Annotated in this window: 25 protein-coding genes and 1 pseudogene; 18 read left to right on the top strand and 8 right to left on the bottom strand. The window is 55.6% G+C overall.

Going from position 1 to position 24511, the window contains the following annotated elements; all coding sequences use genetic code 11:
• The first annotated feature begins 30 nt into the window (after positions 1–30).
• Positions 31–903 carry a LysR family transcriptional regulator gene (locus tag AC2FLD_RS13355; RefSeq protein WP_496671537.1) on the top strand — a complete coding sequence of 291 codons (873 nt, stop codon included), beginning with the start codon at positions 31–33 and terminating at the stop codon, positions 901–903.
• A 170-nt stretch (positions 904–1073) separates the two neighbouring features.
• On the opposite strand, the gene AC2FLD_RS13350 is transcribed toward AC2FLD_RS13355, so the two are convergent.
• Positions 1074–3305, bottom strand: coding sequence for a CHASE2 domain-containing protein (locus AC2FLD_RS13350; protein WP_496671534.1), 2232 nt, complete (start codon positions 3303–3305; stop codon positions 1074–1076).
• A gap of 32 nt (positions 3306–3337) precedes the next feature.
• Entirely contained in the window at positions 3338–4252 is a 915-nt protein-coding gene (locus tag AC2FLD_RS13345; protein WP_496803721.1) for a FecR family protein, read from the bottom strand.
• 512 nt (positions 4253–4764) lie between these two features.
• On the opposite strand from AC2FLD_RS13345, the gene AC2FLD_RS13340 reads away from it, so the two are divergent.
• The 5 genes from AC2FLD_RS13340 to AC2FLD_RS13320 all read left to right on the top strand — a co-directional run bounded on the left by AC2FLD_RS13340 (position 4765) and on the right by AC2FLD_RS13320 (position 7731).
• On the top strand, positions 4765–5199 hold the full coding sequence (locus tag AC2FLD_RS13340; RefSeq protein ID WP_496671529.1) for a hypothetical protein: 435 nt from the start codon (positions 4765–4767) through the stop codon (positions 5197–5199).
• Positions 5196–5861, top strand: coding sequence for a MotA/TolQ/ExbB proton channel family protein (locus tag AC2FLD_RS13335; RefSeq protein WP_496671526.1), 666 nt, complete (start codon positions 5196–5198; stop codon positions 5859–5861). The genes AC2FLD_RS13340 and AC2FLD_RS13335 overlap by 4 nt, the downstream gene beginning before the upstream one ends.
• A gap of 31 nt (positions 5862–5892) precedes the next feature.
• On the top strand, positions 5893–6219 hold the full coding sequence (locus AC2FLD_RS13330; RefSeq protein ID WP_050604494.1) for an ExbD/TolR family protein: 327 nt from the start codon (positions 5893–5895) through the stop codon (positions 6217–6219).
• A 4-nt stretch (positions 6220–6223) separates the two neighbouring features.
• Positions 6224–6601 (top strand): ExbD/TolR family protein, encoded by a 378-nt coding sequence (locus AC2FLD_RS13325; RefSeq protein WP_496671523.1) that lies wholly within the window; start codon positions 6224–6226, stop codon positions 6599–6601.
• 71 nt (positions 6602–6672) lie between these two features.
• The gene (locus tag AC2FLD_RS13320; protein WP_496671520.1) at positions 6673–7731 is read left to right on the top strand and encodes an energy transducer TonB family protein; all 1059 of its coding nucleotides are present in this window, start codon (positions 6673–6675) and stop codon (positions 7729–7731) included.
• A gap of 53 nt (positions 7732–7784) precedes the next feature.
• Here the strand turns inward: AC2FLD_RS13320 and AC2FLD_RS13315 are convergent, their stop codons facing one another.
• Positions 7785–8600 (bottom strand): DUF2189 domain-containing protein, encoded by an 816-nt coding sequence (locus AC2FLD_RS13315; RefSeq protein ID WP_496671517.1) that lies wholly within the window; start codon positions 8598–8600, stop codon positions 7785–7787.
• 829 nt (positions 8601–9429) lie between these two features.
• Positions 9430–10074, bottom strand: coding sequence for a GntR family transcriptional regulator (locus AC2FLD_RS13310; protein ID WP_496671514.1), 645 nt, complete (start codon positions 10072–10074; stop codon positions 9430–9432).
• A gap of 138 nt (positions 10075–10212) precedes the next feature.
• Between AC2FLD_RS13310 and dctP the strand changes: the two genes are divergently transcribed.
• From dctP to AC2FLD_RS13275, 7 genes are all read left to right on the top strand, one after another.
• On the top strand, positions 10213–11199 hold the full coding sequence (gene dctP, locus AC2FLD_RS13305; protein WP_496671511.1) for a TRAP transporter substrate-binding protein DctP: 987 nt from the start codon (positions 10213–10215) through the stop codon (positions 11197–11199).
• 103 nt (positions 11200–11302) lie between these two features.
• Positions 11303–11845: a TRAP transporter small permease gene (locus tag AC2FLD_RS13300; RefSeq protein ID WP_496671508.1), complete on the top strand. Its 543-nt coding sequence runs from the start codon at positions 11303–11305 to the stop codon at positions 11843–11845.
• Between the two features lie 5 nt (positions 11846–11850).
• Positions 11851–13167, top strand: a complete 1317-nt coding sequence (locus AC2FLD_RS13295; protein WP_050604352.1) for a TRAP transporter large permease — start codon at positions 11851–11853, stop codon at positions 13165–13167.
• On the top strand, positions 13164–14423 hold the full coding sequence (locus AC2FLD_RS13290) for a malonyl-CoA decarboxylase (RefSeq protein ID WP_496671505.1): 1260 nt from the start codon (positions 13164–13166) through the stop codon (positions 14421–14423). Before AC2FLD_RS13295 ends, AC2FLD_RS13290 begins: the two co-directional genes overlap by 4 nt.
• A gap of 5 nt (positions 14424–14428) precedes the next feature.
• Positions 14429–15943 (top strand): malonate--CoA ligase, encoded by a 1515-nt coding sequence (locus AC2FLD_RS13285; protein ID WP_496671503.1) that lies wholly within the window; start codon positions 14429–14431, stop codon positions 15941–15943.
• Between the two features lie 119 nt (positions 15944–16062).
• Positions 16063–16470, top strand: a complete 408-nt coding sequence (locus tag AC2FLD_RS13280; protein ID WP_496671500.1) for a universal stress protein — start codon at positions 16063–16065, stop codon at positions 16468–16470.
• Between the two features lie 799 nt (positions 16471–17269).
• Positions 17270–17632 carry an NAD(P)/FAD-dependent oxidoreductase gene (locus AC2FLD_RS13275; RefSeq protein ID WP_496671498.1) on the top strand — a complete coding sequence of 121 codons (363 nt, stop codon included), beginning with the start codon at positions 17270–17272 and terminating at the stop codon, positions 17630–17632.
• 49 nt (positions 17633–17681) lie between these two features.
• Here AC2FLD_RS13275 and AC2FLD_RS13270 read toward each other — a convergent pair whose 3' ends face one another.
• Together AC2FLD_RS13270 and AC2FLD_RS13265 are read right to left on the bottom strand one after the other, a co-directional pair.
• Positions 17682–17804 (bottom strand): hypothetical protein, encoded by a 123-nt coding sequence (locus tag AC2FLD_RS13270; RefSeq protein ID WP_496671495.1) that lies wholly within the window; start codon positions 17802–17804, stop codon positions 17682–17684.
• Positions 17805–18135: 331 nt separating this feature from the next.
• Complete coding sequence (locus AC2FLD_RS13265) at positions 18136–19011, bottom strand: LysR family transcriptional regulator (RefSeq protein WP_496671492.1); 876 nt, start codon at positions 19009–19011, stop codon at positions 18136–18138.
• A 98-nt stretch (positions 19012–19109) separates the two neighbouring features.
• Between AC2FLD_RS13265 and AC2FLD_RS13260 the strand changes: the two genes are divergently transcribed.
• The 5 genes and pseudogenes from AC2FLD_RS13260 to AC2FLD_RS13240 all read left to right on the top strand — a co-directional run bounded on the left by AC2FLD_RS13260 (position 19110) and on the right by AC2FLD_RS13240 (position 23161).
• A complete protein-coding gene (locus tag AC2FLD_RS13260) occupies positions 19110–20108 on the top strand; it encodes an NAD(P)-dependent oxidoreductase (protein WP_496671489.1) in 999 nt (332 codons plus the stop codon).
• A gap of 18 nt (positions 20109–20126) precedes the next feature.
• Positions 20127–20816: a 3-methyl-2-oxobutanoate hydroxymethyltransferase gene (locus AC2FLD_RS13255; RefSeq protein ID WP_496671487.1), complete on the top strand. Its 690-nt coding sequence runs from the start codon at positions 20127–20129 to the stop codon at positions 20814–20816.
• A gap of 239 nt (positions 20817–21055) precedes the next feature.
• On the top strand, positions 21056–22108 hold the full coding sequence (locus AC2FLD_RS13250; RefSeq protein ID WP_496671484.1) for a sterol desaturase family protein: 1053 nt from the start codon (positions 21056–21058) through the stop codon (positions 22106–22108).
• 120 nt (positions 22109–22228) lie between these two features.
• A pseudogene (locus tag AC2FLD_RS13245) lies at positions 22229–22927 on the top strand (class II aldolase/adducin family protein).
• A 36-nt stretch (positions 22928–22963) separates the two neighbouring features.
• Positions 22964–23161 (top strand): hypothetical protein, encoded by a 198-nt coding sequence (locus AC2FLD_RS13240; protein WP_496671481.1) that lies wholly within the window; start codon positions 22964–22966, stop codon positions 23159–23161.
• On the opposite strand, the gene AC2FLD_RS13235 is transcribed toward AC2FLD_RS13240, so the two are convergent.
• Positions 23149–24174, bottom strand: coding sequence for an adenylate/guanylate cyclase domain-containing protein (locus tag AC2FLD_RS13235; protein WP_496671478.1), 1026 nt, complete (start codon positions 24172–24174; stop codon positions 23149–23151). The genes AC2FLD_RS13240 and AC2FLD_RS13235 overlap by 13 nt on opposite strands.
• The gene (locus AC2FLD_RS13230; RefSeq protein WP_050604364.1) at positions 24167–24508 is read right to left on the bottom strand and encodes an Hpt domain-containing protein; all 342 of its coding nucleotides are present in this window, start codon (positions 24506–24508) and stop codon (positions 24167–24169) included. The genes AC2FLD_RS13235 and AC2FLD_RS13230 overlap by 8 nt, the downstream gene beginning before the upstream one ends.
• Positions 24509–24511: the final 3 nt, after the last annotated feature.

The following is a 24511-nucleotide window of genomic DNA, read 5'->3' as shown; positions in this document are numbered from 1 at the left end:
AAATTAACTAAATTTCAGGATTTCTGAAACGTGACACTTAAAATCGAAATGCTGCGTTGTTTTTGCACCGTCGCGCAAACGGGAAACTTGTCCGAAGCGGCGGATCGATTAGGGCGAACCCAATCCGCCGTCTCGATGACCCTGAAGCAATTTGAAGATCATTTGGGGAAAAAGTTGTTTGTTGGGGAAAGAAAGAACCAATTGTCAGTCTTGGGCGAGCAGGTGTTTGAGATGTCCCTCAAACAGGTTCGCCAGTTCGACCAGACAGTGCAATCCATCGAAACCGCCGCCCATGCGGCCAATGGGTTGATCCGAATAGCATCCGTCCCTTCTGTCGCCGCTTTGGTTTTCCCAACTGTGCTTGAACACATGACGCGTCGTTTTCCCGGTGCAAAGGTCGAGCTCAGGGACGCCGATACGCGTCAAGTGCTGGATGCGCTTGCAGATGGCAAAGCCGATATTGGAATTGCGTCCGGCTTTCATCCTGTGAAAGGTGTGAAGGCGCATCCTTTGTTTGAAGATCAGTTCGGACTGGTGTGCGCGGCTGATCATCCCCTGATGACTAAGCCCGAGCCCCCAACCGTAGAAGATGTAGTAACCACCTCGTTCGTGCGAAATACTCTGTGTGACCTCATTGAGACGCCAGAGTTTGTAAATGCGCTCGACGACGTCGATGTCACCATCCACAATACACAATCACTCATAACGATGGTGGGAACCGGCAAATGGATCACACTTCTTCCTCAGACCGTCGCTCGCATAATCCCCGAGAACGTCACATTCAGGGATTTATCCGATCTACGCGACAGACGGCAGGTTTACCTGTACGTAAAGGAGAGTTCCCGCTTCGACGGTCTGATAGACGCCTGCAGCGCGTTTATCTTGAACCTGAAACTGACCTGAAACTCATAAACCCAGGATTTCAATCCCGACGACAATGACAGCCGCGCGCCCATATATGGACCTTGGTCGCTCTGCTGCCAATCTTGGGTCAGCTGTCAACCGACACCCTTGGGAGGCGTGGCGCAAAGATCCAAAGCTGACCAATAACGCAAAGCCGTTGGATCCAGAGGCTATTCAGCTCCCACTCTACGATTGTATCTACTGAACACATAATGCCCAGTCGGCATGTCTGACCTGAAATCAGCCGCGCGACCCGGTATTGCGCGATAAAACTGGCATAACCCCGGCTCGATGTCTTCGGCTATTTCTTCGCAACGTTGACATATATGCTCAATACTGGCCTGAGCCTCTCGCGCCGCCAACGCCGAAGACAACTCGCCATGCAAAGCAAGGAGATTCTGGAAAGCATCAGTTTCCCGCACTGAGCGGTCTCCTACCAGAATGAAGACGGGCTCGGGAAAAGCTTTGCCTTTCAGGTCGACGTGGCCAGCCTCCAATAAGGCCAGATCAGACTGACCTGCTTGATGGACTGCGCTTGAGACAACAATGTCATAGTCCACGGTGCGACAGCATTGCTCGATCCGCGCCGAAACATTCACCACATCACCAATAACCGTGTAGTTGAACCGTTTTTGTGACCCGATGTTCCCGACACAAGCCTGCCCTGTGGCAATTCCGGTTGCCAGTGCGATGGGTTGTCGGTCTTGCATAATGTCGGATGCGTTGAACTCCGCAAGGGCACTTCTCATCCTGAGCGCAGCAAGCGCCGCACGGCATGGGTGATCCGCAACGGGCAAAGGTGCGTTCCAGAAAGCCATGACCGCGTCGCCGATAAACTTGTCGATTGTCCCCCGCTCATACAGAATCTGATCCCCAATCTTGGAAAACAGCGCATTCAAAAGCGAAACAAGTTCTGTTGCCGACGCAGACTCGGACAAAGCCGTAAACCCACGGATATCCGAGAACATCACGGTGATTTCCTGAATCTCGCCTCCCAGTTTTAGTTGGTGGCCCGTATGCTCCATTTCATCCAAGATTTCCGGTGCAACGTAGTGCGAAAAGACTTTTCGGATCTCACGCTTTTCTCGCTCGGTCGATATGAACAAGTATCCAGCCAACAGACCAAAATTTGCGATTCCGCCGATCAGGGGAAACGTTGCATCAAACAGCACCGACTGATTTTGAAAAACCAGCCAGCTGATGGCAAGAACAGCTGCTGCGGCAACACCTCCGGCAATAAAGGATGCTACGGCGCCAAAGCTGGACATGACCGCGATCACGACAAGCCCAAGAAGCGCAAAGGCAAGCAATTCCTGCGCCGAAGTCACGTCAGACCGACTGAGCATTTCCTGGGTCAGGACTTGTTCGATCATCTGTGCGTGAATGGAAACGCCGGGAACGCTTTCACCCAGCGCCGTTTGATGAATATCGAACAAACCGGCGGCAGAGGTTCCAACAAGTATGATGCGCCCTTCGATTTCGGCACGCAATACCGGGTCGGCAGAACCGGTCATGACCTCACCGGCCGAAATGTAGAGATCGGGCGTGTCTCGCCTGTATTTCAGCCAAAGCTCGCCATTCTCGGTCGTTGGCACCTGGTATCCGCCGACCTCAACAGCCAGCATGATGCCCTCTTCATCCATTGAGCCTTCGGCAAAGATATTGGTTTCTCCTAGTGCGACCCTCAGAGATTCAACGGCCAATCCTGGCATTGGCCCATCCGGCCCGTTCCAAAGAACCGGCACGCGACGCACAATTCCGGTCCCGCCGATAGGAGAGACATTGACCCCACCTATACCCGCGGCGGTGCGATCCAAAGGCGGTGCAATTGGCGTCCAATGAGGAACCGAGATCAGACCCGCAGTCGGATTTTCACCAAACTCGACGATACCGGCTTTGGAGGTGACATTCTTGCCTTCTTCAGACAACCGTGCGGCCGCGCCCAAAACCACTGGCCAATAGGCGATTTCCATCCCAAGCAATATATCATTGTCCAATCTCTTGGCATGGTGTTCCACGGTCAGAATTCCCGCCAGGGACGGATCATTCAGAAGGCGCGATGGTGAATACCTGTCAGGCTCGGCAAACAGCATATCGAATGCGATAGCTGCGGCACCGTATTCGCCCAGGTTTTGAACCAGCTGAGCCACGAGGGTGCGCGGCCACGGCCATTGCCCCCAATTGGCAAGTGCATCTTCATCTATATCCACGACGCGTATTGGAAGGTCGGGATTGAACTCGCGAGGGGATAATCTTTGAAGAACGTCGAAATAGACAAGACGCGTCATTCGTACGGGGTAAGGATCCAATACCCGGATAAAACAGCCCACGAGGATCAGGACCAATCCCACAAGGCGAAAAGCCCATCGCCCATTCTTGGTTTTTCGTGTCTTTTCGCTCAATCTATCCTCCGGAAAAGAGGAACAAGCCCTTGTTAATCAAATACGTTTATCGAGAGCCCCTCTTCAGATCCTTCTCGATCCGGCTCGTCATGCTCTGGTTCGTCGTGCTCAGGCTCATCATACTCTGGTTCTTCTCTTTCCGGCTCCTCTTGTTCTGGTTCTTCTCTTTCCGGTTCAGCTTGCTCTGTAGGTGACGGACTACCTGAAGGTGACGGGCTTGACGAAGGGCTCACATTCACGGTTTCGGTTGACACTTGCCGCTGAGGAGCGGCTGCGCGGGGTTCTGATCTGTTGGGTTTGACCCGTCGCACAGGTGCGGCTTCGCCGGCGCAACCTTCCACTCTTACCTGCAATGGGGGCAACAAACTCTCTTGCGATTGGATAAAAGGAAATCCACTTTTCAGCGCTTGTTCGTATTGCGCCTGATCAGCAGGGCGTCCGACAGTTCCACGCCCGCTTGTTGCGTACATACTGCACTGGCGTCCTGAAGACCTACACGAGCCTTTGAGACCGCACATTCGAACCGTACCCTGCAAGACAAGCATGGCACTTTGTTGGTCTGACACAATCCACATGTCGAACGTTGTGCCGCGCACCGCCATCGTTGCGGATGGTGTCCTGATCGAATAGGCCCGCTTTCGGCTTTTGCCGGAAATGAACCGAAAGCTGCCGCCCAGCGCCTGAACAGCAAAGCTCTTGGCTTTGCGATTGCCACGCAACAGGGTCACATCCAACACCATACGAGCATTGGGTCCAATTGCGATCTTGGTTTCATCCACAAAGACGATTTGGATCAAACCCGTCCGGTCCGTCGAAATAGTATCCCCTGACGCGACCTCCATCCCTGAATATGCGGGCTGTGCTTTTCCCCCTCGAATAAGCTGTGCACCTTGTTCCGCGCTGATGACTTTCCCAATGTTAGCAATCGTCTGCGACGGTATGATCACGACGACGAAAAGAATCAAAACAATCTTTAACCACGACAAAATCGAGCCCCTTCCCCCTTTGGGTCCTGATGCGTGCGGATCGCACTGTGCTCGAGACTTGCCTCACAATAAGCTTGTTTGCAGCTTTATTGACTCACTAAAAATATATACAAATATTCATTATTTTTAGCGCTCTTAGCAAGTTTTATGTGCAGATCGCGTTCTAGTTGTCGGTTGGTGGTGCCGTACATCCTTTTGATCGGGTAAGCATTTCTGCCTGCTGTCGTGCACCTATTTGCGACTTGACCCCCAGTTTAGTGAAGGGCGGGTTTGATGTTCCCCAGAACAGTTGAAATTCCGTCTTGGCTCCGTATCTCTTATCCTGTGGAAACACATATCAACTGGCGCTGACGATCCTTTTACTCCTCGAACCTTCGTTACCCTTTACTTGGCGCACAACTAAGACAACAAACAAAAGAGTCAGTTGATGGTCGCTGCCTGATACACTGAACGCAGCAAAACGGAGTAAGCACATGTTTTTTCGTCGCCTTATTGTCGCGGCATTGTTTTGCGGCAGTCTGCCCTCCATGGCGTTCGCGCAATCTGACACCGAACCGCTAGGCAATCTAATCGTTGAGTTGAACGTAATAGAGGATGTCTCCGGATCGTGCAGGTTGACGTTCTTGGTCAAAAATGAAACCGAGCATTCGATCGATGGCGCAGTTTTTGAAACTGTCGTTTTTGATGCTGAAGGTGGTGTAATAAGCCTTTCACTATTCGATTTCCGTGAATTACCGGCAAGCAGACCTCGTGTCCGCCAATTCGACCTGCCTAACAGAGCGTGTGACACAGTCGGGCAAGCGTTGATCAATGGCACGAACTCATGCGTGGTGGCCGGTTCCGAAAGCGAGATATGCGAAAAGGCCCTGACGCTCAGCAGCCGGGTAGACATGGAGCTTTTGGGATGAACCCGTTGAACGCACTTCGTGAAATTTTTACACTTGGTGGGCCGGTTGTCGCGATCTTGATCGCGATGTCCGTCCTGACACTGGCTGTCACTCTTTACAAACTCTGGCAGTTTGCCGCCTGCGGTGTCGGGCGGCACAAGGTTCTGTCCCAGGCACTTGCGGCCTGGGACGCAGGCGACCGGGCTGCAGCGCGTGAACGGCTGGCTGACAGCAGCAGCTACCTTGCCCCCATTGTCCGCGCCGCGATGGATGCATCCGACGTTCCCGGGGCCGACGACCGGTTGGATGCCGAGGCCGGTCTGGTTCTTGCCGGGCTGGAACGCGGTTTCCGCCTGCTGGACACCGTGGCGCAACTTGCACCTCTGTTGGGTCTTTTCGGCACGGTTCTGGGCATGATCAGCGCCTTCCAAAGTCTCCAAACCGCGGGGTCATCGGTAGATCCGTCGGTTCTGGCGGGCGGAATCTGGGTCGCCCTGATAACCACCGCCGTAGGGTTGGCCGTTGCGATGCCGACTTCGATGGTTTTGTCCTGGCTGGAAAGCCGCACAGCGCGCGAGCGTGTCTTTGCAGACAAGGCATTGCGCACGGTTCTGGTCCCGGGTCCCTCGATTGACAGCGCAACGGGGGCCACAGCGGCTTCCGTTGTACCGGAACATGCGTAACACCGCGCCATTTGTCCGGCGGCGCATGTCGATGACGCCCCTGATCGACGTGATCTTTCTGCTTTTGCTGTTTTTCATGTTGTCCTCGACCTTTTCGCGGTTCAGCGAGATTGAACTCAGCAGCGTGACCACGGGCAGAGAAAGCGAGGCCGAGCCAACCGAACGCTTTTTCGTCCAACTCGGAGCCACGCGCGTGGTTCTGAACGGTCAACCCATATCGCTTGAGGACATGGCGGATCAGGCCTTAACTGGTCAAGTTCTGGTCAACCTTGATCCTGACACGTCTGCACAACGCCTTGTGGACCTTCTTGTTCGATTGCGCGGGCGCGAAGGTTTGACAGTAAGGGTGTTGGAGTAAAACTATGATCCGTCACATCCGAACCAACCGAAACCGCGACTCGACCATTCCACTGATCAATGTCGTTTTCCTGATACTGGTCTTTTTCCTGATCGCGGGCACAATAGCGCCACCACTTGACCCCGACTTGGATTTGGTGAACACCGCTGATCTTGAAGGCCGCGAACCACCGGATGCACTTGTCCTGCATCAGGACGGGGCATTAAGCTTTCGTGGCAGGCCGATAGATGCCGAAACCTTCATGGCAAATCATGACACTGGGCCTGTTCGGATCATTCCGGACAGGAACGCATCCGCGCCGCGATTGATGGAGATCACCAGCAGTCTGCGACGGTTAGGGGCGGCTTCGGTTTTTCTGGTGACCGAGCAGGCGCTCGAATGATCAGGCGGTCTTTATTCGTCGCATTCCTTGCGATTTCGATTTCAGTTCTGGCTCATTTCCTCGGCTTAAGTATGACGGTACCAAGCTTGTCGAACCCGCGTCCAAGTGAAAGCCGCACGGACTCAGTCGAGTTGAGCAACAGCTTCGAAGAGTTTGCTGATGCCGCGATCGAACCGGTTCAGCCGGAACCGGCTGAGGCCCCGCTCCCTCCTGAAGAACCACCGATCGAGCCACAAGAGGCCAAGATCCCCACAAGCGACGCCCGTGTTGCGTCACCTGACCCGCAACAGACATATGCGCCGGACACCGGCTCTTCTACGATCATTCAGCCGAGGGCACCCGACGAGGCAGTCACTGAACCTGTGGACCAGAGCGTGGACGACACGGGCGAAGATACAGACGGTCAAACCGCGGCGTCCGATCCCGTCACCGAAACACCAGAGGCTCCGCCGAGCGAAGAGGTCGATCCGGTCGAACCTTCATCTGTCGAAGAACCGGTGTCCGAGGAACAGCTTGCCGCACTTCCGCCCGAGCTGTCTCCGGTCGTCCCGGAAGACATTCAAACTCAAGAACCCGTCACACCAGATGCGGCCCCGGAATCTTCAGAAGAAGATGCGGTGCTGCCGGCACCTGAAACAGAGACCAGCGAATCCGAGCAGGCCGTGGTCTCGTCGCTGCGGCCCCGCCCGCCGAACCGCGATCCACAAGCGGCACTTCCCAGAACACTTGACCGGTTCAACAATTTTGACAACCTGCGCTTTCCAGAGCAGACAATCGAGTCGCCCCTCACCGCTTATCGAAGAGAGGGTGTGGACGTCTTTCGGCAAAACAGGGGCAGCACCCGTTCCGGTGGGCGCGGGCCGGGCAACTCGGATTCAACGAACTATGCTGGCCAGGTTCTGGTTCACTTGAACCGCGCGCCACTCGTCTATGTCGCGGCTCGCGGATATGCGCGCGTGTTCTTTGAGATCAGCGCCGACGGCAGTTTGGCATGGGTAGATGTCGTCGAAAGTTCCGGCTCGCCAGATATAGAACGCGCCGCCAAGGAACAGGTCCGGACCGCTGCCCCCTTCCCCCGCCCTCCAGGCGGTGTCAGCCGAAAACTGTCCTTCTATTACCAGATCAGGTGATCCGACGGCTGTGTCAGAAGTGCTCGCTCACTCAAGAGCTAAATCTGGGCGTATTAAGTCTGTGCGGGTGAAACAGCGCGTTGATAGAGATGCCATGTGGTGTGACCAAGGATCGGCAGCGTGAAGATCAGGCCCAGAAATGCCGGTATCAGCGACACCAGCATGGTGAAGGAGATGATCGCCGCCCAACTGAGCATGACCACCGGGTTTTCTGTGACGACACGAACAGAGGTGAGCATGGCAGAAACGAAATTGGTTTCCCGATCAAGCAGCATGGGCATGGCAATAACAGTCACCGAGAACAGCGCAGCCGACAAAAATGCGCCGACGCAGGTACCAACAGCAAGAAAGGTCCAGCCCTGAGGTGTAAAGAAAACCGTGTTGAGAAACCCCTCAAAATTCGAAAAGGACGCGTTCTGCAGGATGATCGCCAGCCAAAGTCGAATTTGGTAAACCCAAACCCAGAAAACGAACAGGGTGACAAAAGCCATCCAGCCCATTTCGCGCTTTCGCTGATCGGCCATGACGGTCAGGATTTCAGACCAACCGAAACTCTCGCCGGTTTGTAACCGGCGACTCATCTCATAAAGCCCGGCGGCGGCAAATGGCGCAACCAGCGGAAAGCCCACTATGGCAGGGATAATCATCCAGATCTTTCCCAGCCACACCAGGGCCCAAACCAACAGAAATCCAAAGACCGCATAGAACAGCCCGAAAAAGCTGCTCATGATGGGGCGTGCCAGAAAGTCCGAAAAACCGGCTTTCAGCGATGCGGTGATATCCCCCGCAGTCAGCTTATTGACCTTGGGCATCGCCTGCTGAGGCGTCGTGTTGTCTGGTTGTGTTGACCTTTCGGGCTTGGACGTCATGACACACTCCTCCCAAAGCATGGCATCGGGCTGATCTGGTGGTGAACCAGAAGCCCTTTTTCCGCAATAATTCTGCATCAGACACGCTTCATCGGCAAGGGAGGAGTATTGTGGCTCTCTTAACTGTCCATTGCATCCTGACCGTCGGAATACGTCACCGCAAAAAACCAGGCAGCTCGCGAGGCTGACTGAGCCCCGTCATCGTTTGTGCTCGGCTGAAAATACTCTTCTTATGAAGGGTGACGCAGGATGATCCGGTTGGATTCTGAAGGAGCCATCCGATTGCACCCGCCCGCTTCAGGTCCACAACATACGACCGAATTTGTTGCAAAGCTTTGGGCCAGATCTTAGCGAGGAAATGGCCCCGCATCGGCAAACATTTGAGGGTCTGCCATTGACCTCATTCACAGCGGCGAGAAAGCCGTAGGACGTTATCCTCCCCGCCGCGTTTTTCTATCTTCACTCGGTTGTCTATTGCCGTGATAACAAGGAGATCACGGCTGAGTTTGGGTTCAACCGCGTTTACTAAGCGACAACGTTGAACTCTGTCCCGTAAGGATAACCAGTAATGTTCTCGTTGCCATCCTCAGTGATCACCAGAATGTCGCGCTCGCGATAGCCCCCTGCCCCTGACTGGCCTGCGGCATGGTTTGGCGCACTGCCCGAGTAATCAAGGGGTCACTCTCAAACGCTATGGCCTGAGACGAAGAGCGCCCCAAGCGCACCCACCGCAGAACAATACCAAGCTACGACCCCTCGCGGCCCGGTCGCACTTCGACAGCGAGGTATAAAAAACAGTGTGAAGAAACCAATGGGCTTTTCAGCTATGTCACTTGAGCGTTGCCATCAGGTTATGAAACTTTTCACCCTGAACTGCCACGTGATCGCGCAGCGCATTTGCCGTTTCCTCAGGGTTGCCACTGTCCAGCGCGCGCACGATGTTCTCATGCTCGGACATTGACTGATCCATACGGCCCCGAAACCTAAGCTGTTGTCGGCGGAAGGGTTTGAGCCGTCTGTGCAACTTTGACGCTTCTTGCTCCAGAAACGAGTTGCCGGATTGGTTGTATATGATTTTGTGGAAACGTTCGTTTTCGAGGTAATATGTGTCCGGATCAACTGCATCGACGGCCTCCTGACATCTCGCGTTGGCGTCAATTAGGTCTTTCATTGCTTCATCAGAAATACGCAACGCGGCAAGCCGACCGCAAGCGGCTTCGAGCTCGGCCATGACTTCGAACATCTCCATCAGTTCTACGGGACCAGGCTGTCTGACAAAGGCACCGCGACGCGGGATCAGGTCAACCAACCCCGACAAGGCAAGCCTCTGAAATGCTTCTCGAAGTGGTGTTCTGGATACTCCGAATTGCTCTGACAGTTTGACTTCATCCAGACGTTCTCCATCCGAAAAGGTGCCGTCGAAGATCAACTCTTCAAGGTCCTGAGCGATGGTATCGGCAAGTCTTTGGTCCATAGGATTATGTTTTACTCACGAATGGGTGAGAACTCAAGATTTCAAATCTTGTATACAAAAATATTGACTTAAAAAACATACTGCCCGTATGCTTCTGGTTATCCCCGGCAAGCCCGGGTTGAAAAAGGGAGGAAAAAAATGAAAGCCATGTTCAAAACAGCCGTCGCTGCTTTGGCGCTTGGATCCGTGGGCACGTTGGGTTCCGCGGAAGAACTGCGCCTGTCGCATCAGTGGTCGAACAAAGACATCCGACATCAGGTCGCCCAGATCGTTGCGGATGAGGTGGCCGCAGCAGATGTCGATCTGGAGATCAAGATTTTCGGTTCGAAATCACTGTTCAAACCGCGCGAGCAGTACAAGCCGCTCAGCCGTGGCCAGCTGGACATGACCGTTCTGCCGCTTAGCTATGCCGGTGGACAGCAGCCTGCTTATAACCTGACTCTGATGCCGGGTCTGGTGAAGAACCATGACCATGCGGCTCGTTTGGCCGCCTCTCCTTTCATGGAAGCGCTGGAGGAAAAGATGGCCGAGGACGATGTGATGGTTCTGGTCCACGGTTATCTGGCCGGTGGTTTTGCCGGTAAGGACAAATGCATTACCAATCCCAAAGACATAGCGGGCCTGCAAACCCGCGCGGCGGGCAAGTCGTTCGAACAGATGCTGGCTGGTGCTGACGCATCAATCGCGTCGATGGCATCGTCAGAAATCTACAACGCCATGCAGACCGGCGTTCTGCAAGCCGCCAACACGTCGTCGTCTTCCTTCGTCAGCTACCGCATCTACGAGCAGGTTGCCTGCTACACTCCTGCGGGCGAAGTGGCATTGTGGTTCATGTACCAGCCGTTGCTGATGAACAAGTCCACCTTTGATGGCCTGAACGAAGAACAGCAGGCCGCCCTGCTGGCTGCTTCGGAAAAAGCAGAGGCCTTCTATCTGGAAGAAGCCAAGAAACAGGATGCCAACTCGGCCAAGGTCTTTGAAGAAGCCGGCGTCGAAATCGCGGAAATGAGCCCGGAAGATTTCGAAGCATGGCGCACACTGGCGCAAGAGACATCCTACAAAGCCTTTGTAGAAGAGGTTCCTGATGGTCAGGACCTGCTGAACAAGGCGCTGGCGGTCGAGTGACCCCCACTTCCGGGCGGCGTTGCCGTCGCCCGGAACCTGCTTTATCTCATCTGAACTTCTCTGATCTTCAGACTTAATTGCATCTCAATCACAGGAGGCGCAAATGGCTGGCCACAGCTCTGCCGTTGCTTCCCACACCGGGAACAATCCCTTCCTTCGCTTTGTCGCAGCACTGTCAACTCTGGCGGGTTGGTTTTCGGCAGGCATGATCGTCGCAGCCGTCGCCATCACCTGTCAGATGATCATCGTGCGCTTTGTCCTGAATGGCTCGACCATCTGGCAGACCGAAGCGGTTATCTATTTGGTCATCGCCGCCACACTGGTTGGTCTGCCTTATGTGCAGCGTCTGCGCGGGCATGTGAATGTCGACCTGATCCCAATATCGCTGGCCCCGCGCGCACGGTTCTTTATGGCGATCCTGACCTCGGTCCTGTCTATCGCCATCATCTCGGTCATGCTGTTCTACGGCTATGAATACTGGCACTTCGCGTGGGAGCGTGGCTGGAAATCCGACACTGTCTGGGGTGTCCGCCTGTGGATTCCCTACCTGTCCATCCCCGTCGGCTTTGGACTGCTGCTGTTGCAACTGATTGCTGACCTCGTCGCCGTCCTGCTTGGCATCGATAAACCCTTCGGACTGGAGTAAAGTCGATGGACCCTCTTCTGCTCGGCGCTGTAGTCGCCATTGCCACCATTCTCGTTCTGTTCTCAGGCGTATCGGTCGCTATCGGCCTGCTGATCGTCTCGGCCGGGTTCCTGATCATCTTCGACGGCCCCCGGTCGTTGGAACTGATGCCGGAAATCCTGTTCGGTAAGCTCGACAACTTCGCCCTGCTCTCGATCCCGATGTTTATCATCATGGGATCCTCCATCGCCTCAACGCGGGCCGGAGCGGACTTGTATGAAGCACTTGAACGCTGGCTGACCCGTGTTCCGGGCGGTCTGGTTGTCTCGAACCTTGGTGCCTGCGCCCTGTTCGCCGCCATGTCCGGTTCGTCGCCCGCAACCTGTGCCGCCATCGGCAAGATGGGCATCCCCGAGATGCGCAAGCGCGGCTATCCCGACGGTGTTGCTGCCGGTTCGATCGCTGCAGGAGGTACGCTGGGCATCCTGATCCCGCCGTCGGTCACCATGATCGTCTACGGTATCGCCACCGAGACATCGATTGGTCGCCTGTTCCTGGCCGGAGTGATCCCGGGCCTAATGCTGGTCAGCCTGTTCATGGCCTGGTCGCTGTATTCCACATGGAAATCGGGTGACGCGACCCGACTGGGTTCCGGGAGCTATACATGGGCCGAGCGGTTCGAGATCCTGCCACGCGTGTTGCCCTTCCTCGGCATCATTCTGGGCGTGCTCTATGCCATGTATGGCGGTATCGCTACGCCGTCGGAAACCGCGGCCGTGGGCGCCCTGCTCTGCCTGCTGATCGCGATGATCATCTACAAGCTGTGGAACCCAAAGGACATCTGGGTTGTGCTGCGCGACAGCACCAAAGAAAGCGTGATGATCCTGTTTATCATCGCCGCCGCCGGTGTGTTCTCGTACATGCTCAGCTCGCTGTTCATCACGCAATCGATTGCCGAATGGATCGGTACGCTGGATGTGAACCGCTGGATTCTGATGGGTGCGGTCAACGTGTTCCTGCTGATCGCCGGCTTCTTTCTGCCCCCCGTTGCGGTGATCCTGATGGCAGCGCCGATCCTGCTGCCGATCATCACTACCGCTGGCTTCGACCCGATCTGGTTCGCGGTTGTGCTGACCATCAATATGGAGATTGGCCTGATCTCACCCCCTGTCGGCCTGAACCTCTATGTGATCAACGGCATCGCGCCCGACATTTCGTTGAAAACAATCCTGACAGGCTCTCTCCCCTTTGTGGCTTGCATGGTGATTGCGATTGTCTTGCTGTGCCTGTTCCCCGGTCTGGCCACATGGCTGCCTGATATGGTGATGGGAGCGGCGATATGACCCTGCTGGCGGATCTTCTGTCCACCGTGTTCGAGCGGCGCTACCGCCGCGGCGCGGCGGGCGCGGCCCTGGATGGCCGCCCGCTGACTGAACTGGCCGACGCGCTGGTTGGGTCCGCCGGGGAAACCTCGGGGCTGGCTCTGGCCGAGGAAATACTGACCCGGTTCGACGCACTGGCGGATGACGAAAAGCTGGAGTTCTTCCGCTATCTCGCCACGGCTATGAATATCGACCCCGATGCGGTGCGGTCATCGCTGGACGCATACGAGCGTGCCCCCTCGAAAGCGACCTATCGCAGCTTTGCGGCTGCGGTAGAACCAGCCCGGCAGGAAATGATCCGGCGGCTGAACCGCGTACCCGGGGCCACTGGCGCGCTGGTGCAGATGCGCGCCGATCTGCTTCGGCTGGGCGGTAAAGAACCCGAGTTGCAAGCGCTGGATCTGGATTTCCGGCACCTGTTTGCCAGCTGGTTCAACCGAGGATTTCTGGTCCTGCGCCCAATCAACTGGGAAAGCCCAGCGCATATTCTGGAAAAGATCATCGCCTACGAGGCAGTGCATGCCATAGACAGCTGGGACGACCTGCGCCGCAGGTTGGAACCCGTAGACCGGCGGTGTTTCGCCTTCTTCCACCCCTCAATGCCCGACGAACCGCTTATCTTCGTCGAAGTCGCACTGAACAGCGGCATTCCGGGATCGGTTCAGGCCCTGCTCGCCGAAGACCGTGACCCGATGCCAGAGGATCAGGCCGACACAGCGGTGTTTTATTCCATTTCCAACTGTCAGGCGGGCCTTGCCAGCATCTCGTTCGGAAATTCGCTTATAAAACAGGTAGCTTCGGATCTGGCAGCCGAATTGTCGGGGCTGAAAGCCTTCGTCACCCTTTCGCCCATTCCGGGTCTGACCAAATGGCTCTCAGAAGAGGGTTTCAAATGGGATGTCGAACAATCTGATCAGATGAAGGCGCTGGCGGCGCATTATCTGCTGAACGCCAAAAGCAGGGGCAATATGCCGTTCGACCCGGTAGCCCGGTTTCATCTGGGCAATGGCGCGCTGGTCCACGCGGTTCATGCCGATGCCGATATCTCGGAAAAGGGGCGGGCGCAGTCCGGCGGCACCATGGTCAACTATCTGTATGACCTGTCCCGCGTTTCCCAAAACCACGAGCAATTCGCCAATACTCGCGAGGTGATCGCATCAGCCGAGGCAAAATCCCTCGCTGCGTCCGCCTCTCTCACCACGACACAAGAAAGGTAAACCTCATGGCTAACCCTCTCTATGATGGCTTGTTCGGCGTTCATGCCGGTAAAGATACACCTTTTTTTCACCTGCTAGACGGGACAACCATCACGCATCAGGGTTTCCTGAGCACCGCCGCGCAGATTGCGCATGTCGCCACCCAACTGGGCCTGAAACCCGGTGATCGTGTCGCCGCGCAGATCGAAAAGTCGCCCGAGGCGCTGGCGCTGTATGCTGCATGTGCGCAAGCTGGTCTGGTGTTCCTACCACTCAACACCGCCTATACGGTAGATGAGCTGACCTATTTCATCGAAAACAGCGGTGCGTCTCTGATCGTTTGTGACAGCAAGAGCAAAGAAAAGCTCACACCGGTTGGCGCACAGCTAGGCGCTAAGGTGGAAACCCTGAACGCTGATGGCAGCGGCACATTGATGGATCAGGCTGCGACCATGTCTGCCAGCTTTGAAACCGTCGATCGCGATGGTGATGATCTGGCCGCCTTCCTCTATACCTCGGGCACAACGGGTCGCTCGAAGGGTGCGATGCTGACACAGAATAACCTGTTGTCGAATGCGCAAACGCTGGTCAACGAATGGCGTTTCACATCCGACGACGTGCTGCTGCATGCGCTGCCGATCTTTCACACTCACGGACTGTTTGTGGCGACCAACGTCACTTTGGCGGCGGGCGGCAGCATTGTATTCATGCCCAAATTCGATCTGGATGAAATCATAGGCCGGATGCCCAACGCCACGACCATGATGGGCGTACCAACATTCTACACACGCTTGCTGGATGATGACCGGTTCACCAGAGAACTGGCTGCGGATATGCGGCTGTTTGTTTCGGGCTCGGCCCCACTGCTGGCGGAAACCCATGTGCAGTTCGAAGACCGCACCGGCCACCGCATCCTCGAGCGTTATGGCATGACCGAAACCAACATGAACACCTCAAACCCGTATGATGGCGAGCGCCGCGCCGGAACTGTCGGGTTCCCGCTTCCCGGCGTCGAGCTGAAGATCTGTGATTCTGATGGCAATGCCCTGCCCCAAGGGGAAATCGGCGAAATCGAGGTGCGCGGTCCTAACGTATTCAAAGGCTATTGGCAGATGCCTGAGAAGACCGCAGCCGAGCTGCGCGAGAACGGGTTCTTCATCACGGGTGACCTGGGTAGTATCGATGATGAAGGATATGTTCATATCGTCGGTCGCAACAAGGACCTGATCATCTCGGGCGGCTACAACATCTATCCGAAAGAAATCGAACTGGTGCTGGATGATCAGCCTGGTGTCTTGGAAAGTGCAGTTGTTGGTGTGCCGCATCCCGACTTTGGTGAAACCGTTCTGGGTGTGATCGTTGCCGAACCGGGCCAGATCCCCGATCTGGATGCCATGATGGGTGCCGTGCACGGCAGCCTGGCGCGGTTCAAGCACCCCCGCAAGCTGATCCTGCTGGAAGAACTGCCCCGTAACACAATGGGCAAAGTTCAAAAGAACATTCTGCGTGACCAATACAAAGATATGTTTGCAGTAGCGTGAAGTTTCGCTCCCCAAACTCGCGGCGGCTCTCCTCGATCCGCGGGTTTCCATTCAACGGGCTGAAGCCGCGTCGTCCGTGGCTTCAGCCCGTTGATTTTTTCTCTCAAGGAGTTTGAAAGATGTACCAGAACATTCTTATTCCGGTGTCGCTCGATGCTGATCGAGATGTGGCCCAATCCATCCGCGTTGGGCGTGCTCTCGCACAACCATCCGGCACTCTGACGCTGTTGCATGTGGTTGAGCACCTGCCCCAATACACCAGCGATCTGCTGCCCGAGAACCATTGTGAAATCGCCAAGGCCGCGATTACGGAAAAGCTTAAACCCTTGATCGGAGACGTAAACGACGCGCGTATCGACGTTGTCGAGGGGCATGCGGGGCGCGGTATTCTCGACTATGCCGACGCACATAATTTCGATTGCATCGTGATCGCAAGTCATCGCCCTGGCCTGCAAGATTACTTTCTGGGCTCGACGGCTGCACGAATCGTACGGCACGCTAATTGCTCAGTTCATGTCGTCCGTTGACTCCTGAAACAGGGTTGAAGTTCGAAATGCGTGTTCTCACGTAAACTCAGCCATGATTTGGGGGGATCTGGTATTCGTGATGTAACCACCGCGAACTCGTCCACCAGCCGTTTGGCCAGCGCAGTACCTCGGGGCATGACGCGCGCGTTGAACCCGCCCATGGTAAGAACGTTAGGCCGGGGCTGGGCAAACACAGATAAAAAACAGCGACTGACGGCAACAACACCCGACCAGGTGTGCATCACATTAAGAATTGACAGCATTGGCCGCAGCGCCCGGATCGCCGGACCATGCTTTACGCACCTTCCCGCCAGAATTGCGTTGATCATTAATCGTTTTGGCCATGTCCTGCAGTGTTTCTCAAGACGAACCCTTTGTCACTCGAGTAACGGACGGTCGCTTCCATTCGGTGCACCGACAAGATTTCCAAAGGATCCGGATCACCGATTTGGGCTGTCTCAGCCGGGATCGATGGTCGGGTCATGATTGCTGTCAGCAGTTAAATACATCATGCGGTTTGGAAAAAACCAAATTCGCCGCGCAACCTATTGGTTGTGACAACGACATTATCCGTCCGAGTGATTTCAGACAGGGACGGGAAGGCAGTCTATGGATCCAGCCACAACCAATTCGTTGACGGCCAGTGTTGAGACGTTGGGATGACCGGATTACTTGACCGGCCTATCCCGAGGCCGCGACCGCCCTGTTTACCAGTTTCCTGGCCGAATTCGGCATCACCGTCGACATTTGCAAATTCCTTGGCAACCCTTCGGGCTGGCAGTTCTGGCCCCCTATTGACATGAAGTTCGTCGCCTCTTCGATGTCCAAAGGTCTGCGCGTGGCCGGAACCGCAGAATTTCCCGGGTTGGGCACCCCAACCAATCACAAGCGGCTGGACGGTGTGGTCAAATTGACCAGCGCGCTGTTGCCTGATCTCAACGACAAACAAACGTCCACCTGGTCAGGTCAACGGCCAAGCCTGCCCTACAGTTTGCCCTGCATCGGCGAAATCAAGGGTCTACCCGGCCTCATAGCCGCCTTCGGCGACAGCCACTACGGGTTGATGATGGCACCGAAAACCGGCCAGTTCGTGGCGGATGTCATCACGGGCGCGCGAAACAACACTAATCTGTCACCCTTCAGCGCGACGCGCTTCGAATAGACACATAGATGACCCTTCAACCGGGCGGCAAGAACCTCCGTATTGCTTTTCAAAATATTGCTACGGATCCGGTCTCAAAACCAAGGCTGTTGATAAAGATCACATCCGCTTCTGCAATTGCGCGTGTGTCGGACACCGAGGGTTGATAGAGGTATGCAAGTTCTGTCGCCAACTTTGTTCCCACCTGTCAGGTCGAGCGTAGTTTTGGTAGCGCATGCTCCAATTTCACAGGAGCTGACAGTGACGATCTCATTCAAGGGTGCGTATTTTCCGAAAGAGGTGATTTGTAGGTTGTGTTGCTGAAGTGTCGAATTTTTGCTGTGTGCGCTCACAGCACGAAATCCGCCGGATTGCTTCAACGCTTATTGCGGCAATGCAGACTCGAGATCGGTCATTTATACCGTGCGCAACAAGATCGAGTAAAAAATTCTCGCGTGGCGGACCACGCGGAAAAGCTAGGCACTCAGTTAACTGTCGGCATTCTTTCAAAGGTAGAAGGGCAATCACGCAAATATCTGTTCAATCCAGACCTCGAGCATCTTCTTGGCAGCGTCGTTGGATTGGGATTTCCGCCCCCCGACAAGATAGTGGCTCTGCTCTATCGGAGCGGCATCTCCGACAATTGCGATGGTTCTTCCTGTTGCGATGGCCGTCTTGGCAAATCTCTCAAGAACCAGTGCGCAGCCACCGCCAGCGGCTGCAATATCGACTGCTGCAATTGTCGTATCCACAGCCACGGATGGGGATGCGGCCGTGTACTGTTCATCAAACGCCGAGAGATACTCGGGCCACATATCCTGAAACCCCAATATTTGAATCTGGGGCATGTTCAGTAGCTCGCTGGCCGGGACTTTATCCGCCCCCTGAGCGACGGCCGCGATGGGGACAATACGCTCATCCGAAATCTTCCGGAACGGCGCATCACTCCACCCCCCCTTCCCCAATCGCAACTCTACATCGACGTTTTCGCGCCCGGCGGATTCTGCCCAGATGTTCGAAACAAGTCTGATGGGGAATTCCGGATAACGACGAGAGAATTCAGGTAACCTGTGAGCAAGAAACAAGGTTGCCGTCGATATCGGCACCCGCACGATCAGCTCCTGCGACTGACTGGTCCCAAACAGGCTTGCAGTTGACAGGTCGATGTCACCCAAAGCCCGCCGAACAGAGAAGGCATAGGCCTGCCCGACCTCCGTCAGGCTGAGATTGCGCGCTGCGCGAAAAAACAAAGGGCAGCCCAACTGGGCCTCCAACGAGCGGACATGCAGGCTCAGCGCGGTCTGGGTTATACCAAGTTCAACGGCGGCGGCGGTAAAGCTCATGTGCCGTGCTGCGCATTCAAAGGATCGAAGCCATATCAGGTTGGGCGATTTTGACACTTTTAGCACCAAATTTTTTTGCCTATATTCGCCCGTTTTATTCGTTTTGAGCAAGGCTTCAAGTGGTATTTAACATTCCGGAATGTCAGTGGCGCAAATTGGCGGATCGTACTGAAGAAAGGAACGCGCAAGTGAAAGTTGGATTCATTGGTCTTGGAAATGTGGGTGGCAAGCTATCGGGCTCGTTGCTGCGCAACGGTATCGACCTGACAGTGCATGATCTCAATGAGGAATTTGTTGATGACTTCGTGTCGCGCGGCGCAAAGCGCGGTGAAAACCCCGCGCAACTGATGCGAGATTGTGATGCGGTTATCACCTGTCTGCCATCGCCTGCAGCCTCGGATGTGGTCATGCAGGAAATGTTGCCTGAAGTGAAAGAGGGCAAGATCTGGATGGAAATGTCCACCACGGATGAAGCTGAGGTCAAACGCCTGGGTGCCATGGTGATGGAACGTGGTGGGGCGGCCGTCGATTGCCCAGTCTCAGGGGGGTGCCATCGCGCGGATACAGGCAACATTTCGATCTTTGCCGGATGTGATCGCGCCACGTTCGAACGTATTCTGCCCTTCCTGACCACGATGGGACGCCGCATCCTGCATACGGGCGAGTTGGGCTCTGCGTCGGTTCTGAAAGTCGTGACCAATTATCTGGCGACCGCCAACCTCGTCACCTGCTGCGAGGCGCTGGTGACCGCCAAGGCGGCAGGTATGGACCTGAACACCACATATGAGGCGATGAAGATCTCTTCGGGCACGTCTTTTGTGCATGAAACGGAAAGCCAGGTGATCCTGAACGGGTCGCGCGATATCTCGTTCACTATGGATCTGGTGAAAAAGGACGCAGGCCTGTTCCAGCAGGTGGCAGATCGCCACAATGTGCCGCTGGAAATCTCACCGATGCTGGTGCAGATCTTCGAGGACGGTATCGAACGCTTTGGCGAACGTTGCTATTCGCCCAACATCATCAAACGTCTGGAAGAGGCAACAGGGCTGGATATTCGCGCGCCCGGTTTCCCGCCGGAAATGCTGGACGATGAACCCGAAGAGCCGGGTTACGAGGTGATCCCGCAGGGCACGCAGCTCAAGGCGGCTGAATAAGTCAGGACGGTGGCTGTCATGAAACGGATCTACACCTTTGGCGGGTTTCCCGCGACGCGCAACCTGACGGTTGCGGATATCAAAGCGGGCAAGGGCAAGCGCAAGTTTGTCCAGACCACCGCCGTGAATCGGATTGAGGCAGCCGCTGCCGAAGCCGCCGGGATCGACCATCTTTCGATTGTCGATCATGATCTGGCCGAGGTGCGCGCCGGCGCGCCCGACACCTTTAACACCGCCGCCCTGATGGCCAGCGACTATAAGACCCATCAGGACATCCTGCGGGCCGGTATTCGCGCCGCTGCTGCGGGGGCGGATGCGGTTTACACCCTGCACAGTTTCAAGGCGGTTGAATTGCTGGCCGATGAAGGGCTGGCCGTGCAGGGCCATCTGGGTCTGGTGCCGCGCCTGTCCACACAGATTGGCGGGCTACGCGCCTATGGCCGCACAGCGGATGAGGCGATGCAACTGGCCGACGATCTGCGTCGTCTGGAGGATTCCGGTGCCTATGCCGTAGAACTGGAATGCGTCGCGGACCAGGCGATTGCCGAGATCAGCCCACGCACCGGGTTGATCACTCATTCCATCGGATCGGGTGGGGCTGCGGATGTCATCTTCCTGTTTCAGGATGATGCCTGTGGAGACACCGAACACCCGCCACGTCATGCTAAGGCATTCGCTGACATGGCCAGCGCCCGTGCTCAGTTGTAGGCCGAACGTACGAAAGGCTTAAATGCCTATCGCACGGCCGTGCTGAATGGCAGTTATCCCGATGCAGCCACCAGTATTGCCTTGAAACCCGGCGAGCATGACAAGCTGCGCGAGGCGCTGGATAAGCGCCGCCCGTTCCACGAGTAGTGCCGATGAATTGCAAGGCATCACGCAAATACCCCTATGAGCCGCCCCCGCGCCTTTCCTGAAACCACTACGTTTTCACGAAAGGACAGGACATGACTACAGCCGACACCAACCCAAACGCGGAAACGCAACCCAAAACCGAACCCGGCCCGATGAGCCGGGAATGGCATTGGCACCCCGAACTGCCGGTGAAATTCGCACCTTATTGGAACTGGCCGCCAAACTTTGGTGCGCTGACAAAATGGACCTGGCAGAACTGGCTGCAATTTTCGGATCGCTCGATCTTTCTGGTACTGGCGTTTCTGGTGGGCTTCTGGCTGCAGCCGGTTGGCCCGGATCAGACCGGATTTGCTTTTGGCTGGATGGCGCATGTCTTTGTGCGCAACTGGGTGTTGTTGCTGATCGTCGCGGGTGGCCTGCATTTCTGGTTCTACGGAATTGACGGGCAGGGCAAGCTGCTAAAGTACGACCGGCGCCCATATATGAAGCGCAAGAACGCCTTGTATAAATTTGGCTATCAGACCTGGGACAACATGTTTTACTCCATGGTCTTCGGCGCGACCTTCCTTTCTGGCTTTGAGTGCTTTTTGCGCTGGATGTACGCCAACAACTATATCGGCACGCTCAGCTTTGCCGCGCATCCGATCTGGTTCGTCCTGCTGATCCCAATCCTTGCCATCTGGCAAAGCTTACATTTCTACGTGGTGCACCTGTTCCTGCACCAGCCGTTCATCTACCGTCATGTGCACGCCGTTCATCATCGCAACGTGAACACCGGCCCATGGTCCGGCATGTCGATGCACCCGGTTGAATCGTTTGGTTTCCTCAGTGCGATCCTGATCGTTCTGATCCTGCCCAGCCACCCGGTTCACATGCTGTTTCTGGGCTATTGGCTGATGCTCGGCGCAGCCTCGTCACATTCAGGGTATGAGGCGATTTGGGCGCGTGACCGTCAGGCGTTGCTGCTGGGTACCTTTTTCCACCAGCTGCATCACCGCTATTACGAATGCAACTATGGCAACGCGGAAATGCCCTGGGACAAATGGTTCGGCACCTATCATGACGGGTCCGAAAACGCCACGAAACGCACCCGGAACCGCAAGCGTGAAATGCTCGCCAAGGGGCAGGTGCATAAGTCAAGCTGACACAAACAGTGCCTGATCGCGTGGTGTCAGGCACACCCATCCCGGATGGACGAAAACATGGCCACCGCAAAATCTATTTCCGACACCAAGAACATCGACCATTGAGATCTGCGTATCGACATGGCCGCGGCCTTTCAATGGGCAGCACGCCTGGGTCTGCACGAAGCAGTGGCCAACCATTTCAGCCTGGCGGTATATGACAATGGCACGCAGTTCCTGATGAACCCCAATCAGGTACATTTCAGCCGTATCCGCGCGTCAGACCTTTTGTTGCTGGACGCCCGACCCCCACACGCTGAACCGGCCCGGCGCGCCTGATCCGACAGCCTGGGGCCTTCATGGCGCGATCCACCGACGCTGTCCACATGCGCATTGCGTGATGCACACCCATTCGATCTTTGCGACAGTTCTCGCCTCTCTGGCCGACAGCACCTCGCCGCCGATCGACCAGAACACCGCAACATTCTTCAACCGCTATGTGTTGGATAATTACTTTGGCGGGCTGGCCTTTGAAGAAGAGGGAGAACGCTGTTCCGCAGCACTTCAGGACCCGAAGAAAAAGACAATGATCATGGGCAACCACGGTGTGCTGGTGTCGGTTCCGACCCGGCCGATGCGTTCAGCCGGTTGTATTATTTCGAACGCGAAGCTGAAACCTATTTCCGTGCTGTGCGAACCGGTCTGCCGCTGCGGGTCCTGTCGGACGAAATCGCCGAAAAAATAGCCTTAGAACTCGAGGGTTTCCCCGGTCAGGCCGAATCTCACCTAAGCGAGATCAAGGATATCCTGCGCACCGAAGGGTCGGATTTTGACAGCTGAGCCCATCAGTTCCCGTACCATGAACAAAGAAAGAAAATGCCGATAATTACCTATGTCGAATTTGGTGGTCAGGAACATGTCGTCGATGTGGCAAATGGCCGGGCGAAAAATCACGACCTGATCTCTCGAAACGAGATCGAATGGCTGCAACGGCAGGCTTCTTTAGTTGAATGCACGTTTGCAAGAAATGATATCCAAGAACCAGTATTCCTGCGGGAAGATCACAACGCGTGAATGTCGAACGGATCAGAGAAGCCCTTGATCTGGGTCCTGTCAAATGTCTTCTGTACATCAGCCCCGTCCAGCAGATCCAGGGTCTCTTGATCAACCAAAATCCGGCTTCCAGTGTTCTGGGTTTCAGCTTCCAATCGGGCCGCGAGATTTACCGTGGATCCGATACAGGTATAGGTCGCCCGGTTGTCAGTGCCGGCATAGCCCGCGACGACTTCGCCCGTAGCGATACCGATGCCGATCCTGAGGCTCTCTTCGCCATCAGCGAGCCGGTCGTGATTCAGCATCTCGATCATGCTATGCATTTCATGTCCTGCGGCAACCGCACTTTGCGCAGTATTGTTCAGCGGCTGCGGAACACCGAAGAGAGCCATCAATCCGTCACCCAGCATCAGGCTGACAATGCCGCCATTGCTGGTCACCGCCTCGAACATCAGCGTGTAAAAAGTGTTGAGCAGATCAATTGTTGCCTCAGGTGCAAGGTTTTCCGACAGGGTCGTGAAACCGCGAATATCACAAAAGAGGACTGATGCGTTTGCACGTTTGCCGCCGATGGCAAAACCGGACTCTTGCAGGTCTTGCGCAACCTCGGTTGTTGCGAAGCGTTCAAGCAGGCGTCTTTGTTCGTCCCGCAGTCGCTTCTTTTCAAGGCCGCTGGAGACGCGAGCGCTGAGAAGTGTCTTGTTCACTGGCTTGGGCAAGTAGTCTTCTGCGCCTAACTCGATGCAGCGCACAATATTGTCGAGCCCTTCGACCGAAGAAGTCACAAGCACCGGCAATTCGCGCAGGTCGGGGTCCGCATTGATTGCCTCCAGAACCTGAAACCCGTCCATTTCAGGCATTTCGATATCAAGTAGAAGCAGGTCAAATGACTGGCTCGACAGCATCTCCATCGCGACGCGGCCGTTCTCCGCGACAGAAGCTTTGTGCCCCAACAGTTCAACATTGCGAGACAGGAGCAGCCGATTGACCTTGTTGTCATCAACAATGAGGAGATGGCCGGGTGCATCAGTCATTGTTCAGGGTCCGCAGGGCCGCAGCAGCTTTGGCGAAAGAGGCCTCCAGTGCTTTGGCATCCGTAGGATCGCCAGTTGCGGGTATGCCCCCGAGTTCGATTTTCCTTGCCAACTCCGCCAGCGCAGTCGCACCAAAAGTGTTTGCGTTCGATTTGATGGAATGAGCTGCGCGGCGATATCCATCGGCATCGGATGCGTCGGCAGCCGCTTTCAATTCGGCAATCATGCCGGGGGCCTCGTCAAGAAAGGTGTTTACAAGCTCGGCGGCAAATTCGTCGCCAGTCGCGTCCTTGAGCTCAGCGAAGATATCAAGATCAATTGGTCCGTTTGTCATGGA

The sequence above is a fragment of the Ruegeria sp. CDSA021 genome, from assembly GCF_059612325.1.
This window is presented reverse-complemented; position numbering and strand designations above follow the sequence as displayed.

Bases quoted from the DNA above. Each gene is read 5' to 3' on its own strand.
- AC2FLD_RS13340 (WP_496671529.1), top strand. From the start codon at position 4,765: ATGTTTTTTCGTCGCCTTATTGTCGCGGCATTGTTTTGCGGCAGTCTG.
- AC2FLD_RS13335 (WP_496671526.1), top strand. From the start codon at position 5,196: ATGAACCCGTTGAACGCACTTCGTGAAATTTTTACACTTGGTGGGCCG.
- AC2FLD_RS13330 (WP_050604494.1), top strand. From the start codon at position 5,893: ATGACGCCCCTGATCGACGTGATCTTTCTGCTTTTGCTGTTTTTCATG.
- AC2FLD_RS13325 (WP_496671523.1), top strand. From the start codon at position 6,224: ATGATCCGTCACATCCGAACCAACCGAAACCGCGACTCGACCATTCCA.
- AC2FLD_RS13320 (WP_496671520.1), top strand. From the start codon at position 6,673: ATGACGGTACCAAGCTTGTCGAACCCGCGTCCAAGTGAAAGCCGCACG.
- AC2FLD_RS13315 (WP_496671517.1), bottom strand. From the start codon at position 8,600: ATGACGTCCAAGCCCGAAAGGTCAACACAACCAGACAACACGACGCCT.
- AC2FLD_RS13310 (WP_496671514.1), bottom strand. From the start codon at position 10,074: ATGGACCAAAGACTTGCCGATACCATCGCTCAGGACCTTGAAGAGTTG.
- dctP (WP_496671511.1), top strand. From the start codon at position 10,213: ATGAAAGCCATGTTCAAAACAGCCGTCGCTGCTTTGGCGCTTGGATCC.
- AC2FLD_RS13300 (WP_496671508.1), top strand. From the start codon at position 11,303: ATGGCTGGCCACAGCTCTGCCGTTGCTTCCCACACCGGGAACAATCCC.
- AC2FLD_RS13295 (WP_050604352.1), top strand. From the start codon at position 11,851: ATGGACCCTCTTCTGCTCGGCGCTGTAGTCGCCATTGCCACCATTCTC.
- AC2FLD_RS13290 (WP_496671505.1), top strand. From the start codon at position 13,164: ATGACCCTGCTGGCGGATCTTCTGTCCACCGTGTTCGAGCGGCGCTAC.
- AC2FLD_RS13285 (WP_496671503.1), top strand. From the start codon at position 14,429: ATGGCTAACCCTCTCTATGATGGCTTGTTCGGCGTTCATGCCGGTAAA.
- AC2FLD_RS13280 (WP_496671500.1), top strand. From the start codon at position 16,063: ATGTACCAGAACATTCTTATTCCGGTGTCGCTCGATGCTGATCGAGAT.
- AC2FLD_RS13275 (WP_496671498.1), top strand. From the start codon at position 17,270: ATGAAGTTCGTCGCCTCTTCGATGTCCAAAGGTCTGCGCGTGGCCGGA.
- AC2FLD_RS13255 (WP_496671487.1), top strand. From the start codon at position 20,127: ATGAAACGGATCTACACCTTTGGCGGGTTTCCCGCGACGCGCAACCTG.
- AC2FLD_RS13250 (WP_496671484.1), top strand. From the start codon at position 21,056: ATGACTACAGCCGACACCAACCCAAACGCGGAAACGCAACCCAAAACC.
- AC2FLD_RS13240 (WP_496671481.1), top strand. From the start codon at position 22,964: ATGCCGATAATTACCTATGTCGAATTTGGTGGTCAGGAACATGTCGTC.
- AC2FLD_RS13235 (WP_496671478.1), bottom strand. From the start codon at position 24,174: ATGACTGATGCACCCGGCCATCTCCTCATTGTTGATGACAACAAGGTC.
- AC2FLD_RS13230 (WP_050604364.1), bottom strand. From the start codon at position 24,508: ATGACAAACGGACCAATTGATCTTGATATCTTCGCTGAGCTCAAGGAC.